Annotated in this window: 7 protein-coding genes, 5 tRNA genes and 4 rRNA genes; 3 read left to right on the forward strand and 13 right to left on the reverse strand. The window is 47.4% G+C overall.

Going from position 1 to position 16,956, the window contains the following annotated elements:
- Positions 1-285 precede the first annotated feature (285 nt).
- The 12 genes from NP165_RS13065 to NP165_RS13120 all read right to left on the reverse strand — a co-directional run bounded on the left by NP165_RS13065 (position 286) and on the right by NP165_RS13120 (position 10,989).
- Positions 286-361 (reverse strand) — tRNA-Ala (locus NP165_RS13065).
- 43 nt (positions 362-404) lie between these two features.
- A tRNA-Ile gene (locus NP165_RS13070) sits at positions 405-481 on the reverse strand.
- Positions 482-545: 64 nt separating this feature from the next.
- Positions 546-2,096 (reverse strand): 16S ribosomal RNA (locus NP165_RS13075).
- A gap of 351 nt (positions 2,097-2,447) precedes the next feature.
- A 5S ribosomal RNA gene (gene rrf, locus NP165_RS13080) occupies positions 2,448-2,564 on the reverse strand.
- A 105-nt stretch (positions 2,565-2,669) separates the two neighbouring features.
- A 23S ribosomal RNA gene (locus NP165_RS13085) occupies positions 2,670-5,560 on the reverse strand.
- 376 nt (positions 5,561-5,936) lie between these two features.
- Positions 5,937-6,012 (reverse strand) — tRNA-Val (locus NP165_RS13090).
- 66 nt (positions 6,013-6,078) lie between these two features.
- A tRNA-Lys gene (locus NP165_RS13095) sits at positions 6,079-6,154 on the reverse strand.
- Between the two features lie 2 nt (positions 6,155-6,156).
- A tRNA-Glu gene (locus NP165_RS13100) sits at positions 6,157-6,232 on the reverse strand.
- An 88-nt stretch (positions 6,233-6,320) separates the two neighbouring features.
- Positions 6,321-7,872, reverse strand: a 16S ribosomal RNA gene (locus tag NP165_RS13105).
- The 16S, 23S and 5S rRNA genes sit together here with 5 tRNA genes alongside, the layout of an rRNA operon.
- A gap of 448 nt (positions 7,873-8,320) precedes the next feature.
- Complete coding sequence (gene hemG, locus NP165_RS13110) at positions 8,321-8,851, reverse strand: menaquinone-dependent protoporphyrinogen IX dehydrogenase (protein ID WP_257084333.1); 531 nt, start codon at positions 8,849-8,851, stop codon at positions 8,321-8,323.
- A gap of 9 nt (positions 8,852-8,860) precedes the next feature.
- Entirely contained in the window at positions 8,861-10,318 is a 1,458-nt protein-coding gene (locus NP165_RS13115) for a TrkH family potassium uptake protein (RefSeq protein ID WP_257084334.1), read from the reverse strand.
- Positions 10,319-10,365: 47 nt separating this feature from the next.
- A complete protein-coding gene (locus NP165_RS13120) occupies positions 10,366-10,989 on the reverse strand; it encodes a YigZ family protein (protein WP_257085601.1) in 624 nt (207 codons plus the stop codon).
- Positions 10,990-11,252: 263 nt separating this feature from the next.
- Between NP165_RS13120 and fadB the strand changes: the two genes are divergently transcribed.
- Together fadB and fadA are read left to right on the forward strand one after the other, a co-directional pair.
- Positions 11,253-13,424 (forward strand): fatty acid oxidation complex subunit alpha FadB, encoded by a 2,172-nt coding sequence (gene fadB, locus NP165_RS13125; protein WP_257084335.1) that lies wholly within the window; start codon positions 11,253-11,255, stop codon positions 13,422-13,424.
- 13 nt (positions 13,425-13,437) lie between these two features.
- On the forward strand, positions 13,438-14,613 hold the full coding sequence (gene fadA / locus NP165_RS13130) for an acetyl-CoA C-acyltransferase FadA (RefSeq protein ID WP_257084336.1): 1,176 nt from the start codon (positions 13,438-13,440) through the stop codon (positions 14,611-14,613).
- 49 nt (positions 14,614-14,662) lie between these two features.
- Here fadA and punR read toward each other — a convergent pair whose 3' ends face one another.
- Positions 14,663-15,571 carry a DNA-binding transcriptional activator PunR gene (gene punR / locus NP165_RS13135; RefSeq protein WP_257084337.1) on the reverse strand — a complete coding sequence of 303 codons (909 nt, stop codon included), beginning with the start codon at positions 15,569-15,571 and terminating at the stop codon, positions 14,663-14,665.
- Between the two features lie 142 nt (positions 15,572-15,713).
- Between punR and punC the strand changes: the two genes are divergently transcribed.
- Positions 15,714-16,913, forward strand: a complete 1,200-nt coding sequence (gene punC / locus NP165_RS13140; RefSeq protein WP_257084338.1) for a purine nucleoside transporter PunC — start codon at positions 15,714-15,716, stop codon at positions 16,911-16,913.
- Positions 16,914-16,956 lie beyond the last annotated feature (43 nt).

The raw sequence follows: 16,956 nt of genomic DNA on the forward strand, positions 1-16,956 counted from the left end.
CTTGAGGATGTTGTTTAAACAACCAAAGTTGCTATCTCATTATTTGAATGAGCGAGATAGCTTTCGATTTTGCCGGACTCAATTTCTTTTTATTTTACTTTTTATAAAAGTGAAAACAAAAAGCCAAGAACACTTGAATGTGTTGTATTGGTGTTTGTCATAAAGACAAACATTGAGAACTTTACAAACAACAATAAATTGTTGTTTTGTCAGCTTTCCAAATTGTTAAAGAGCTAGATTCATTAAAGAACCATTTTTAAACACACTCGCAAGAATGCTTAAAGATGGTGGAGCTAAGCAGGATCGAACTGCTGACCTCCTGCGTGCAAGGCAGGCGCTCTCCCAGCTGAGCTATAGCCCCATCAAGGTGTCGATACTGTATGCCAATCTCCTGGGAGGAAGATTGGTGGGTCTGAGTGGACTTGAACCACCGACCTCTCGCTTATCAGGCGAACGCTCTAACCACCTGAGCTACAGACCCAGTATCGTCTCTTAAACTATAAACATATCAATCTGTGTGAACACTCATCGCAATAATCATCGTATAAGGAGGTGATCCAGCGCCAGGTTCCCCTAGCGCTACCTTGTTACGACTTCACCCCAGTCATGAACCACAAAGTGGTAAGCGTCCTCCCGAAGGTTAAACTACCTACTTCTTTTGCAGCCCACTCCCATGGTGTGACGGGCGGTGTGTACAAGGCCCGGGAACGTATTCACCGTGGCATTCTGATCCACGATTACTAGCGATTCCGACTTCACGGAGTCGAGTTGCAGACTCCGATCCGGACTACGACGCACTTTTTGGGATTCGCTCACTCTCGCAAGTTGGCCGCCCTCTGTATGCGCCATTGTAGCACGTGTGTAGCCCTACTCGTAAGGGCCATGATGACTTGACGTCGTCCCCACCTTCCTCCGGTTTATCACCGGCAGTCTCCCTGGAGTTCCCACCCGAAGTGCTGGCAAACAAGGATAAGGGTTGCGCTCGTTGCGGGACTTAACCCAACATTTCACAACACGAGCTGACGACAGCCATGCAGCACCTGTCTCAGAGTTCCCGAAGGCACCAATCCATCTCTGGAAAGTTCTCTGGATGTCAAGAGTAGGTAAGGTTCTTCGCGTTGCATCGAATTAAACCACATGCTCCACCGCTTGTGCGGGCCCCCGTCAATTCATTTGAGTTTTAATCTTGCGACCGTACTCCCCAGGCGGTCTACTTAACGCGTTAGCTCCGAAAGCCACGGCTCAAGGCCACAACCTCCAAGTAGACATCGTTTACGGCGTGGACTACCAGGGTATCTAATCCTGTTTGCTCCCCACGCTTTCGCATCTGAGTGTCAGTATCTGTCCAGGGGGCCGCCTTCGCCACCGGTATTCCTTCAGATCTCTACGCATTTCACCGCTACACCTGAAATTCTACCCCCCTCTACAGTACTCTAGTCTGCCAGTTTCAAATGCTATTCCGAGGTTGAGCCCCGGGCTTTCACATCTGACTTAACACACCACCTGCATGCGCTTTACGCCCAGTAATTCCGATTAACGCTCGCACCCTCCGTATTACCGCGGCTGCTGGCACGGAGTTAGCCGGTGCTTCTTCTGCAGCTAACGTCAAATAATGTGCTATTAACACACCCACCTTCCTCACTGCTGAAAGTACTTTACAACCCGAAGGCCTTCTTCATACACGCGGCATGGCTGCATCAGGCTTGCGCCCATTGTGCAATATTCCCCACTGCTGCCTCCCGTAGGAGTCTGGACCGTGTCTCAGTTCCAGTGTGGCTGATCATCCTCTCAGACCAGCTAGGGATCGTCGCCTTGGTGAGCCCTTACCTCACCAACTAGCTAATCCCACCTGGGCATATCCTGACGCGAGAGGCCCGAAGGTCCCCCTCTTTGAGCCGAAGCTATTATGCGGTATTAGCCATCGTTTCCAATGGTTATCCCCCACATCAGGGCAATTTCCCAGGCATTACTCACCCGTCCGCCGCTCGACGCCGTTAACGTCCCCCGAGGGTTCAGTTAACTCGTTTCCGCTCGACTTGCATGTGTTAGGCCTGCCGCCAGCGTTCAATCTGAGCCATGATCAAACTCTTCAATTTAAGATTTTGTCGGCTCAATGAATACTGACTTCAAAACTACTAATGTAATTTTAAAGCTATTATCGTTCCAACAGAACGATAATGAATTGACTGTGCTGAATCCGAAGATTCAATGGTCACTTCGTATCATTGAAACCTAAATTGTTTCCGAAGAAACTATTTGGATTATCATCAACGAGTGCCCACACAGATTGATAGGTTTATATTGTTAAAGAGCTTTGCTTTCAGTGCCTTAGCACTTAGGCAGGACGCGTATAATACGCTGTCTGCGTTGAAAGTCAACATAAAACTCTAAGCTTTTTTAAAGTTTTATGGTGACTTGCTTAAAGATTAAGCAAGTACGCAATTAAAGCCTGGCGATGTCCTACTCTCACATGGGGAAACCCCACACTACCATCGGCGCTAATTCGTTTCACTTCTGAGTTCGGCATGGAAATCAGGTGGGTCCAAATCGCTATGGTCGCCAAGCAAATTCTTACTCTCTATTTCTAGAGAAAATCTGGAAAGCTGTTTTGTGTTCTCTACACATTCAATGTTCTTACTTTGAGTCCATCAAAACCCTTTGGGTGTTGTATGGTTAAGCCTCACGGGCAATTAGTACAGGTTAGCTCAACGCCTCACAACGCTTACACACCCTGCCTATCAACGTTCTAGTCTCGAACAACCCTTCAGGACTCTCAAGGAGTCAGGGAAGACTCATCTCAGGGCTCGCTTCCCGCTTAGATGCTTTCAGCGGTTATCGATTCCGAACTTAGCTACCGGGCAATGCGTCTGGCGACACAACCCGAACACCAGAGGTTCGTCCACTCCGGTCCTCTCGTACTAGGAGCAGCCCCCTTCAATCTTCCAACGCCCACGGCAGATAGGGACCGAACTGTCTCACGACGTTCTAAACCCAGCTCGCGTACCACTTTAAATGGCGAACAGCCATACCCTTGGGACCGACTTCAGCCCCAGGATGTGATGAGCCGACATCGAGGTGCCAAACACCGCCGTCGATATGAACTCTTGGGCGGTATCAGCCTGTTATCCCCGGAGTACCTTTTATCCGTTGAGCGATGGCCCTTCCATTCAGAACCACCGGATCACTATGACCTGCTTTCGCACCTGCTCGAATTGTCATTCTCGCAGTCAAGCGGGCTTATGCCATTGCACTAACCTCACGATGTCCAACCGTGATTAGCCCACCTTCGTGCTCCTCCGTTACTCTTTGGGAGGAGACCGCCCCAGTCAAACTACCCACCAGGCACTGTCCTCACCCCGGATGACGGGGCTAAGTTAGAACATCAAACATACAAGGGTGGTATTTCAAGGTCGGCTCCACCGATACTGGCGTACCGGTTTCAAAGCCTCCCACCTATCCTACACATGTAGGCTCAATGTTCAGTGCCAAGCTGTAGTAAAGGTTCACGGGGTCTTTCCGTCTAGCCGCGGGTACACTGCATCTTCACAGCGATTTCAATTTCACTGAGTCTCGGGTGGAGACAGCGTGGCCATCATTACGCCATTCGTGCAGGTCGGAACTTACCCGACAAGGAATTTCGCTACCTTAGGACCGTTATAGTTACGGCCGCCGTTTACCGGGGCTTCGATCAAGAGCTTCGACCGAAGTCTAACCCCATCAATTAACCTTCCGGCACCGGGCAGGCGTCACACCGTATACGTCATCTTACGATTTTGCACAGTGCTGTGTTTTTAATAAACAGTTGCAGCCACCTGGTATCTGCGACTCTCAATAGCTCCATCCGCAAGGGACTTCACCGTCAAGAGCGTACCTTCTCCCGAAGTTACGGTACCATTTTGCCTAGTTCCTTCACCCGAGTTCTCTCAAGCGCCTTGGTATTCTCTACCCGACCACCTGTGTCGGTTTGGGGTACGATTCCTTACAATCTGAAGCTTAGAGGCTTTTCCTGGAAGCATGGCATCAATGACTTCACACCCGTAGGTGCTCGACGTCGTGTCTCAGCCTTAGAAAGAGCCGGATTTACCTAACTCTTAAGCCTACGCACTTGAACCTGGACAACCGTCGCCAGGCCCACCTAGCCTTCTCCGTCCCCCCATCGCAATTGTAAGAAGTACGGGAATATTAACCCGTTTCCCATCGACTACGCTTTTCAGCCTCGCCTTAGGGGTCGACTTACCCTGCCCCGATTAACGTTGGACAGGAACCCTTGGTCTTCCGGCGAGGGGGTTTTTCACCCCCTTTATCGTTACTCATGTCAGCATTCGCACTTCTGATACCTCCAGCAAGCTTTACAACTCACCTTCAACGGCTTACAGAACGCTCCCCTACCCAATGCAGTAAACTGCATTGCCGCAGCTTCGGTTTATAGCTTAGCCCCGTTACATCTTCCGCGCAGGCCGACTCGACTAGTGAGCTATTACGCTTTCTTTAAATGATGGCTGCTTCTAAGCCAACATCCTAGCTGTCTAAGCCTTCCCACATCGTTTCCCACTTAGCTATAATTTGGGACCTTAGCTGGCGGTCTGGGTTGTTTCCCTCTCCACGACGGACGTTAGCACCCGCCGTGTGTCTCCCGGATAGTACTTACTGGTATTCGGAGTTTGCAAAGGGTTGGTAAGTCGGGATGACCCCCTAGCCTTAACAGTGCTCTACCCCCAGTAGTATTCGTCCGAGGCGCTACCTAAATAGCTTTCGGGGAGAACCAGCTATCTCCAGGTTTGATTGGCCTTTCACCCCTAGCCACAAGTCATCCGCTAATTTTTCAACATTAGTCGGTTCGGTCCTCCAGTTGATGTTACTCAACCTTCAACCTGCCCATGGCTAGATCACCTGGTTTCGGGTCTATATCCAGAGACTGAGCGCCCAGTTAAGACTCGGTTTCCCTACGGCTCCCCTAGATGGTTAACCTTGCCACTGAATATAAGTCGCTGACCCATTATACAAAAGGTACGCAGTCACAGGACAAAGCCTGCTCCTACTGCTTGTACGTACACGGTTTCAGGTTCTATTTCACTCCCCTCACAGGGGTTCTTTTCGCCTTTCCCTCACGGTACTGGTTCACTATCGGTCAGTCAGTAGTATTTAGCCTTGGAGGATGGTCCCCCCATATTCAGACAGGATATCACGTGTCCCGCCCTACTCGATTTCACTGAATGTGCGTTGTCAACTACGGGGCTATCACCCTGTATCGCCGGACTTTCCAGACCGTTCGTCTAACGCATATAAAGCTTAAGGGCTAGTCCAATTTCGCTCGCCGCTACTTTCGGAATCTCGGTTGATTTCTTTTCCTCGGGGTACTTAGATGTTTCAGTTCCCCCGGTTCGCCTCTTGCACCTATGTATTCAGTACAAGATACGTGCTTATGCACGTGGGTTTCCCCATTCGGAAATCCCAGACTCAAGTGGCTTTTACTGCCTAATCTGGGCTTATCGCAAGTTAATACGTCCTTCATCGCCTCTGACTGCCAAGGCATCCACCGTGTACGCTTAGTCACTTAACCATACAACCCCAAAGAGTTTCGCGGAGCGAATCTTGAGGATGTTGTTTAAACAACCAAAGTTGCTATCTCATTATTTGAATGAGCGAGATAGCTTTCGATTTTGCCGGACTCAATTTCTTTTTATTTTACTTTTTATAAAAGTGAAAACAAAAAGCCAAGAACACTTGAATGTGTTGTATTGGTGTTTGTCTTTAAAGACAAACATTGAGAACTTTACAAACAATCTTAAAAGATTGTTTTGTCAGCTTTCCAAATTGTTAAAGAGCATGATGCTTCCGAAGAAGACCATTTTCTAAGCTTTTTCAGCGTCAAAAATTCCAACCACATACGCTTTACTGAAGTGGTTTGGAAATCCTATCCAAAAATACTTAGAGAATGGTGGGCGATACCGGGCTCGAACCAGTGACCCCCTGCTTGTAAGGCAGGTGCTCTCCCAACTGAGCTAATCGCCCACATAAGTTTTCTCTTGTCTTCACTTTTGGTAAAAGTGAAACAAAAGCCATCCTTCGTGGAAAGAATGGTGGGTCGTGCAGGATTCGAACCTGCGACCAATTGATTAAAAGTCAACTGCTCTACCAACTGAGCTAACGACCCAATGGTATCCCGTAGGGGAGTCGAACCCCTGTTACCGCCGTGAAAGGGCGGTGTCCTAGGCCTCTAGACGAACGGGACACTAAGTTGAACATCTTGGGGGATGTTCTTTCTCTTAAACTACATAAACCATCAATCTGTGTGAACACTCATCGCAATAATCATCGTATAAGGAGGTGATCCAGCGCCAGGTTCCCCTAGCGCTACCTTGTTACGACTTCACCCCAGTCATGAACCACAAAGTGGTAAGCGTCCTCCCGAAGGTTAAACTACCTACTTCTTTTGCAGCCCACTCCCATGGTGTGACGGGCGGTGTGTACAAGGCCCGGGAACGTATTCACCGTGGCATTCTGATCCACGATTACTAGCGATTCCGACTTCACGGAGTCGAGTTGCAGACTCCGATCCGGACTACGACGCACTTTTTGGGATTCGCTCACTCTCGCAAGTTGGCCGCCCTCTGTATGCGCCATTGTAGCACGTGTGTAGCCCTACTCGTAAGGGCCATGATGACTTGACGTCGTCCCCACCTTCCTCCGGTTTATCACCGGCAGTCTCCCTGGAGTTCCCACCCGAAGTGCTGGCAAACAAGGATAAGGGTTGCGCTCGTTGCGGGACTTAACCCAACATTTCACAACACGAGCTGACGACAGCCATGCAGCACCTGTCTCAGAGTTCCCGAAGGCACCAATCCATCTCTGGAAAGTTCTCTGGATGTCAAGAGTAGGTAAGGTTCTTCGCGTTGCATCGAATTAAACCACATGCTCCACCGCTTGTGCGGGCCCCCGTCAATTCATTTGAGTTTTAATCTTGCGACCGTACTCCCCAGGCGGTCTACTTAACGCGTTAGCTCCGAAAGCCACGGCTCAAGGCCACAACCTCCAAGTAGACATCGTTTACGGCGTGGACTACCAGGGTATCTAATCCTGTTTGCTCCCCACGCTTTCGCATCTGAGTGTCAGTATCTGTCCAGGGGGCCGCCTTCGCCACCGGTATTCCTTCAGATCTCTACGCATTTCACCGCTACACCTGAAATTCTACCCCCCTCTACAGTACTCTAGTCTGCCAGTTTCAAATGCTATTCCGAGGTTGAGCCCCGGGCTTTCACATCTGACTTAACACACCACCTGCATGCGCTTTACGCCCAGTAATTCCGATTAACGCTCGCACCCTCCGTATTACCGCGGCTGCTGGCACGGAGTTAGCCGGTGCTTCTTCTGTCGCTAACGTCAAATAATGCAGCTATTAACTACACTACCTTCCTCACGACTGAAAGTACTTTACAACCCGAAGGCCTTCTTCATACACGCGGCATGGCTGCATCAGGCTTGCGCCCATTGTGCAATATTCCCCACTGCTGCCTCCCGTAGGAGTCTGGACCGTGTCTCAGTTCCAGTGTGGCTGATCATCCTCTCAGACCAGCTAGGGATCGTCGCCTTGGTGAGCCCTTACCTCACCAACTAGCTAATCCCACCTGGGCATATCCTGACGCGAGAGGCCCGAAGGTCCCCCTCTTTGAGCCGAAGCTATTATGCGGTATTAGCCATCGTTTCCAATGGTTATCCCCCACATCAGGGCAATTTCCCAGGCATTACTCACCCGTCCGCCGCTCGACGCCGATATCGTTCCCCGAAGGTTCAGACATCTCGTTTCCGCTCGACTTGCATGTGTTAGGCCTGCCGCCAGCGTTCAATCTGAGCCATGATCAAACTCTTCAATTTAAGATTTTGTCGGCTCAATGAATACTGAACATTACATAAAGTAATGTTTGAATTGACTGTGCTGAATCCGAAGATTCAATGGTCACTTCGTATCATTGAAACCTAATTTGATACCGAGGTATCTAATTGGATTATCATCAACGAGTGCCCACACAGATTGATAGGTTTATATTGTTAAAGAGCTTGTTTTGAGGCTTTCTCAAAACGGACGGTCATTTTAGCGAGTTAAAGTTTAGTGTCAACCACTTTTTTCAAACTTCTTTCAAGTCTTTCGACTTGGCTAAGTGACCTGCTAACTCGTTGTTGTTTCTTTCGAAGCTTTCCCGTGTCAGCGAGGGGGCATTATAGAGATCGAAACTTTCTTGGCAACCACTTTTTCTCATTTTTTTTGTTTTTTTTATTGTTCGGTCATTAATTGAGCCAAACACCGTAAAATAGTACATTTAAGCTACAATTCTTTAAACTTTTGAGCAAATACAGAGACCTTTTTCCAGTTTGTGTACTCAACTTCTTTACTTGTGTCCGTTTCTCCACCAGTAAGCGTCATTATGAGTTTGATCATCATCTTATCGAAGAAGCCGTATCGCGGATAATAGAGCGCACCAGCGAAAACGCCGATAAGTTCAGGTTTCCAAGGAGATTTCTGTAAGAACTTCTGGATATAAGCACTACCCTCTGGCGTATCTTTACCTTGGTCTTCTTTACGAGCCGTTAGGTTTACACAGAAAAACGCGACTTTTGGGTTATCACTAAGTTGTTCAATATTATTTTGAATAAACTGATAGAGCTTTTTGTTTAGATGCCCGTAACGAATCGATGCTCCGATAAGGACTCTGTCGTACTGGTCCATATCAATTGAGTCTATTGAGTGCAAATCAACGAGTTCACAATCAAAGTCGCAAAGTCCCTCTTTTATATAGTTAAGAATCTTCTTCGTTTGACCTTCTCGTGAAGAATAGAGAAATAGAGCTCTTTTCACATTTACTCCTTAACTGCGCCAAAATGTTGGTGTTAGTAAGATTAATAAGGTAAATACTTCTAGTCGACCAAATAGCATAGAGACAATCAATACCCACTTTGCTTTGTCATTTATATCACCAAAATGCAACGCAACTTCGCCTAAGCCAGGACCAAGGTTATTAAGCGTGGCTGCTACAGCAGAAAATGCACTCAGTTCGTCAATTCCGGTCGCAATCAATCCCAACATACAAACCACAAACACTAACGCATAGGCAGAGAAGAAACCCCACACTGCATCAACGATACGTTGAGGAAGCGCAGAGCCCCCCACTTTGATGGTATACACCGCTCTCGGGTGCACAAGACGCTTTAGTTCACGAACACCTTGTAGAGTAAGTAGCAATACACGAATGACTTTCATGCCGCCACCAGTCGATCCAGCGCAACCACCTATAAAAGAAGAAAACAAAAGTAAAACGGGCAGAAAGAGAGGCCAGTCAGAAAAGCCCGTAGTGGTAAATCCTGCCGTAGTCGATATTGATACCGTTTGGAATAGAGCTTGGTCAAATGCGTCATAATATGTGTCGTAGGAGTGATGGCTTAGTAGCATCGCGAAACACACAATAAATAACAGAAACTGTATAAATAGAAACGCTCTGAATTCTGGGTCTTTCCAGTAATACTTAGGATGGACACCACCTGATGCAAAAGCGGCAAAATGAAGTGAAAAGTTACACGCGGATATTAACAAAAATACCACGGTAATAAGGTTAATCGTGTAACTATCAAAATAACCAATACTGGCATCGTGAGTGGAGAAACCTCCGATAGCGATGGTCGAAAAGCTGTGCCCAATCGCATCAAACGGCGTCATTCCTGCAAACCAAAAAGCGACAGCACACGCAATAGTTAGGCTAAGGTAGATGTACCAAAGTACTTTAGCGGTTTCTGCTATTCGAGGCGTCATTTTACTGTCTTTTACTGGACCAGGAATTTCTGCTCGATACAACTGCATCCCCCCAATCCCCAGCACGGGAAGGATAGCAACGGCTAAAACAATGATTCCCATGCCGCCAAACCATTGCAAAAACTGGCGATAAAACAAGATTGCCTTAGGAAGCTCGTCTAAACCTACAATCACCGTTGCTCCGGTTGTCGTTAACGCGGAAAAGGATTCAAAAAACGCATCGGTAACAGAAACATTTGGGTTATCAGACAATAAGAATGGAATTGAACCCGCACTACCCAATACCGTCCAAAACAAAACAACAATTAAGAAACCATCCCGAGCCTTAAGCTCATGCTTAAAGTGTCGGTTTGGAAACCAGCATAGAGTCCCGCAAAAGAGCAAGACGAAAAAGGTGGTAACGAATGCTACACCGGCACCATCGCGATAGATTAACGCAACTAGAGCTGGCGCTAACATAGAGACACTAAACAGTGCGAGCAAAAGCCCGACGATGCGAATAATAGAACGAAATTGCATTGATAGATTGACTATAGATAGAAGTTAAACTTCTGGCTTCCTGGGTTTTAGTTGCTATTAAGAGGCGTAACTAAAGCTTTGGCACCGCTTTTATTAATTATCGCCTGAGTAAAATCGTTGGCCTTGCGAAGCTCAATATCCACGACCAATTTAACTTGTTCACTATAGTCTGCTGACACTTCTTGTGCCTCAAATTGACTGATCAACGACTGGACTATAGGCATAAACGCATAGTCTAACTCCACTTGCAAGTGAGTGGTTATTTTTTTCTCAATTGTTTGAAGCAGCTTGAGAGCTTGCTGAACCCCGCCGCCATAAGCTTTCACTAACCCACCAGTGCCGAGCTTTATTCCTCCCGAATAACGTGTTACCACCGCAGTAACCTCTCCTACACCTGAACCAGACAGCTGTGCCAGCATCGGCTTTCCTGCCGTGCCTGAAGGTTCACCATCATCACTAAATCCCCATTTCATCGAGTCTTCCGCGCGCCCCGCGACAAAAGCCCAGCAGTTGTGCCTTGCATCTGAGTGCTTCATTTTTATCTGCTCGACAAACGCTTTCGCACTCTCAATGGATGGCGTATGTGCTAAGTGAGTAATAAAGACACTTTTTTTGATTTCTTCCTCAAATTGAATGGGGTGTGCAGGAATTAGATAGGGCTGGTCATTCATGGCATTGGGCGCTGTTAAGTGATGCAGAGAGTTTAACACGGTAGATTTTTCAGATCGCGGAAGATCTGCCATAGCGCACAATGTTAAACACTTGTTTGAAAAATGTATTGAATTTAACTTTTAGGCGGTCCACACTCTTAGAGACTGGTCAAACCAGGAACGAGAAAACAACAGAATTTCTGGTCGTCCATCTAAATACGTGAACACTCTCAGGATAGATAGACAAACGCACAACCCACGATTGTATGTCATGGAGATAGACAATGATTTACCAAGCTAACAACCTTACGGTAAGGGAACTACAAGACGGAATTGCAGAGCTCAGCTTTTGCTCCCCTAACTCCGTCAATAAACTGGACCTAGCCACGCTAGAGTCTCTAGATAAAGCACTAGATGCCCTTCACAACCACAAAGGTTTGAAAGGGCTATTGCTAACCTCTGATAAAGATTCGTTTATCGTAGGTGCCGATATTACCGAGTTCTTAGGATTATTTGCTAAGACAGAAGCGGAACTGGATACTTGGCTTAAATTTGCCAATAGCATCTTCAATAAACTTGAGGACCTACCTGTACCAACCGTTTCTGTTCTCAAAGGCCACACTCTTGGCGGAGGCTGCGAGTGTGTTCTCGCTACCGATATGCGCATCGGTGATAAAACCACCAGCATCGGTCTTCCAGAAACTAAGTTGGGCATCATGCCTGGGTTTGGCGGTTGTGTGCGTTTACCACGCGTGGTTGGTGCAGATAACGCAATGGAAATCATCACCCAAGGTAAAGCTTGCCGTGCAGATGAAGCTTTAAAGCTTGGCCTACTGGATGCTGTTGTTGAGTCTGACTCTCTATATGAATCAGCGCTAACAACACTTACCCAGGCAATCAATGAAAAGCTAGACTGGCAAGAACGTCGTAAGCAAAAGACATCACCATTGACCTTGAGTAAGCTTGAGTCGATGATGAGTTTCACTATGGCGAAAGGCTTAGTGGCACAAAAAGCTGGCCCACACTACCCTGCGCCAATGACGGCAGTGAACACCATCGAAGAAGGGGCTCGCTTTGCCCGTAACGAAGCGCTAGACATTGAACGCAAGTATTTCATCAAGCTGGCTAAGTCTGAGGAAGCCAAAGCATTAGTCAGCTTATTCCTAAATGATCAATACATCAAAGGCATTGCGAAAAAAGCAGCAAAGTCAGCCAATAAAGGCACTGAGCGCGCAGCAGTACTAGGTGCTGGCATTATGGGTGGCGGCATTGCATACCAGTCAGCACTCAAAGGTGTGCCTGTCTTAATGAAAGACATTGCTCAAGCATCCCTAGATTTGGGGATGACCGAAGCGTCGAAACTGCTCAATAAGCAGTTAGAGCGTGGTCGCATCGACGGCTTCAAAATGGCAGGTATTCTTGCTTCTATCACACCGAGTTTGCATTACGCTGGCATCGAAAACTCTGACGTTATTGTTGAAGCAGTAGTCGAAAATCCAAAAGTAAAAGCCGCTGTGTTAAGTGAAGTAGAACAGCAGGTCGGCCAAAATACGGTCATCACATCAAACACCTCTACGATTCCAATCAACCAACTGGCGAAGTCACTGAAACGCCCAGAAAACTTCTGTGGTATGCACTTCTTCAACCCAGTTCATCGCATGCCATTGGTTGAGATTATTCGTGGCGAGCACACGTCAGAGGAAACCATCAACCGAGTTGTTGCTTACGCAGCGAAAATGGGCAAGTCACCGATTGTCGTTAATGACTGCCCAGGGTTCTTCGTAAACCGCGTATTGTTCCCATACTTTGGTGGTTTTAGCATGCTACTGCGTGATGGGGCAGACTTTACTCAAATAGATAAAGTTATGGAGCGCAAGTTTGGCTGGCCAATGGGCCCTGCGTACCTTCTTGACGTTGTGGGTATCGATACCGCTCACCATGCACAAGCCGTAATGGCAGAAGGTTTCCCTGAACGTATGCGTAAACAAGGTCCTGATGCAATTAATGCTCTATTTGAAGCGAACAAGTACGGTCAGAAGAATGGTAGCGGCTTCTATAATTATGTCATCGATAGAAAAGGCAAGCCGAAGAAGACCTACTCAGAAGAGATTTTGCCGGTATTGGCAGACGTATGCGCAGATAAGCGAGACTTCGACGAAGAGACTATCATTCAACGCATGATGATTCCGATGATCAACGAAGTGGTACTGTGTCTGCAAGAGAAGATCATTGCTTCTCCTCAAGAAGCTGATATGGCGTTGGTATACGGATTGGGCTTCCCTCCATTCCGCGGTGGTGTATTCCACTACCTAGATAGCGTGGGCATTGCTGAATTTATTGAAATGGCGAAACAGTATGAGGATCTGGGTGCGATGTACCGCGTTCCACAAATGCTTATCGATATGGCGGCCAAAGGTGAAACCTTTTATGGCGCACAACAGCAAGGTTCTATCTAAGGAGGGATAGCAAATGACTTTAAATACAAGAAATGTTGTCGTTGTAGATTGTCTACGTACACCAATGGGTCGCTCTAAGGGTGGCGCGTTCCGACATACTCGAGCGGAAGATCTGTCTGCACACTTAATGAAAGGGATTCTTGCTCGTAATCCGCAGGTAAACCCAAGTGAAATTGAAGACATCTACTGGGGCTGTGTTCAACAAACGCTAGAGCAAGGCTTTAACGTTGCACGTAATGCTGCGCTGCTCGCCGGTCTTCCGATTGAAATTGGTGCGGTTACTGTCAACCGTCTATGTGGTTCATCAATGCAAGCGCTGCACGATGGTACACGCGCTATCATGACTGGCGATGCGGAAATCTGCTTGATTGGTGGTGTTGAGCATATGGGACACGTTCCAATGAACCATGGTGTCGACTTCCATCCAGGCATGGCGAAAAACGTTGCCAAAGCGGCAGGTATGATGGGACTGACAGCTGAAATGCTTGGCAAGCTGCACGGTATCAGCCGCGAACAACAAGATGAGTTTGCTGCCCGCTCTCACGCTCGTGCTCACGCAGCTACGGTTGAAGGTCGCTTTAAGAGCGAAATTCTACCTACTGAAGGTCACGCGGCTGATGGTACTCTGTTTACACTTGATCACGATGAAGTCATTCGTCCGGAAACCACAGTAGAAGGGCTATCACAGCTTCGCCCAGTGTTTGACCCAGCAAATGGTACGGTCACTGCGGGTACATCTTCTGCTCTGTCCGACGGCGCTTCAGCTATGCTGATCATGAGCGAAGAAAAAGCCAATGAATTAGGCCTAACGATTCGTGCGCGTATCAAAGGTATGGCAATAGCGGGTTGTGATCCATCGATTATGGGCTATGGACCTGTACCAGCGACACAAAAAGCACTGAAACGTGCAGGTCTATCCATTGAGGATATGGATGTAGTCGAGCTAAATGAAGCGTTTGCTGCTCAGTCACTACCGTGTGCTAAAGACCTCGGTCTTTTGGATGTGATGGATGAAAAGGTCAACCTAAACGGTGGTGCAATCGCGCTCGGTCACCCACTGGGTTGCTCCGGTTCACGTATTTCAACCACGCTGATTAACCTAATGGAAGCGAAAGATGCTAAATACGGTCTTGCTACCATGTGTATTGGTCTCGGCCAAGGGATTGCGACCGTCTTTGAACGACCATAATCGTTCTTAAAATATCAACAACGCCAGCTCAGATACGCTGGCGTTTTTATTAGGACTGCAACCAATCCTGATAAAGCTGCTCACTCGAACCCAAGTAATTTACCATCCATTCAATCATTTTATGGTTCTCATCTTTACGCCATACCAAACAACAATGACTCAATGGCTTATCTTCTGGCAGAATCTTCTCCACCAGCAGACCTTCCGCAATCAGTGGTTGCGCGATATGTCGCGGCATGTAGCCAACGCCGACACCATTTTTTAAACACTCAATCGCACTGTACCAATTCGGTAGCAGCAAGCGGCGCTGATCAGGGTAATGAACGGTATGACGCTTTGGTAAAACATTAGACGTATCATCCAGACATATTGAAGGAAACTGACTAACGAATTCTTCACTGAGCCTTTGCTCACGTACGCACGGGTGACTCGACGACATAACAAAAGCCCAATCTAGAATGCCCATATCTTTGACTTCAAAATCTCCACCCACAGGAATGGCTGATGTAGCACCGATGACAATATCCGCACGCCCTTGAGAAATCGCCTCCCAAGAACCGTTAAACACTTCCATATTTATTTGCAGTTCTGCGTGAGGAAATGTGGCGTAAAAATCTTCTATCAAAGGTTTTAAGCGCTCCAGCTTGACCACGTTATCTAAGGTTATTTTCAGTGTCTTTTGCCAGCCATGGGCAGCGCGACGAGTCTGTGCCTTGATCTCTTCCATCTGGCGCAACATGGTTCTTGCTTGTTCGATAAACAACTCGCCAGCAGGAGTTAATTCTACCTTTCTTGGTAAACGGCGAAACAACACCACATCAAGCTCTTGCTCAATCTGTCTAATGGTGTAACTGATTGCTGACGGTACCTTGTGCAGCACTTCTGCCGCGGCCGTAAAACTGCCTAATCTCGCGACGGTATCCACCAGCTCTAGGGACGATTGGGAAAAAGCGCTCACAACTAACCTTTCAATTTTTTTGATTCATAACTGCAAATTTTAACGTTTTATTTTATCAATTGCGAAAAATACAATGCCAGGATAAATAAAAACGTTGGCAACAACGGACGATTATCAATCAATTATTTTGAATGGAATAACGATGCAGATTTCAAAATTACAGCTGTTTTATTTAGCTGCGCTCTCTATGCTCGGCTTTATCGCAACCGATATGTATTTACCTGCGTTTAAGGTGATGGAAACGGAGTTTGCGACGGGACCAGAACAAATCGCTTTGTCATTGACGGTATTTCTTGTCGGTATGGCATTGGGTCAACTTTTATGGGGCCTAGCGTCTGATAAGTTTGGCCACCGCAATACCTTAGCTGCAGGTTTAGCGCTGTTTACTGTTGCATCCTTTGGCCTCGCGTTCAGTGACCAAGTCTGGCAACTTCTGACACTGCGCTTTATTCAGGCGATTGGTGTCTGCGCCCCTGCCGTGATTTGGCAAGCAATGGTGATAAAGCGTTACTCCAGCAACAGCCAACAGATTTTTGCCACCATTATGCCGCTAGTGGCACTATCACCAGCTCTAGCGCCACAACTTGGCGTGCTACTAGCTGACAACTTTGGCTGGTCCAGCATTTTTATCGCACTGACGGTCATGGGTATCTTGCTGGTCATGGCGACGATGGCTCAAGACAACGAAGTGGTCGAAGAGAAACAAACGAGTATTTCTGCTGATATCAAAGCGTTGATCAGTTCTAAGTCTTACTTAGGTAACGTATTGATGTTTGCGACAGCTTCGGCGGCATTCTTTGCTTATTTGACTGGTATGCCAGAGATCATGGCGCAGCTTGGCTATGAAGCAAAAGACATCGGTTTAAGCTTCATCCCACAAACTATTGCGTTTATGGTGGGTGGTTACCTAGGTAAAGTGGGTGTTAGCAAGTATGGTGATGAGAAGGTACTACGTCAGTTGATTGGACTATTCAGTGTCTCTTCACTTCTGATCTTTATCGCTTCTCAGTGGGAACTCACCTCCATTTGGCCGATCCTTGCACCATTTTGTTTGATTGCCGTTGCAAACGGCGCGCTTTACCCAATCGTAGTTAACCGCGCACTGGCCAGCGCTAAGAGAAGTCCAGCAACAGCCGCTGGTCTACAAAACAGCCTGCAAATTAGTGTCAGCAGCCTTTCAAGCGCACTTGTTGCGGCACTCGCGAGTCAGGCACAGATGGTAACCGGTATTGCGATAGTACTGTGTATGGGTGGACTGTGGTTTGGTTATGTCCTATCAAATCGCGAGTTATCAGAGCAGTTTACAGTTCCTGATAACGCGCGCGTTGTTAGCGAAGAATAACCTTCACTCCCCAAAAAAAGAAAAGAGCCGTATTTGCGGCTCT

This window comes from Vibrio japonicus (assembly GCF_024582835.1).
Classification (GTDB): domain Bacteria; phylum Pseudomonadota; class Gammaproteobacteria; order Enterobacterales; family Vibrionaceae; genus Vibrio; species Vibrio japonicus.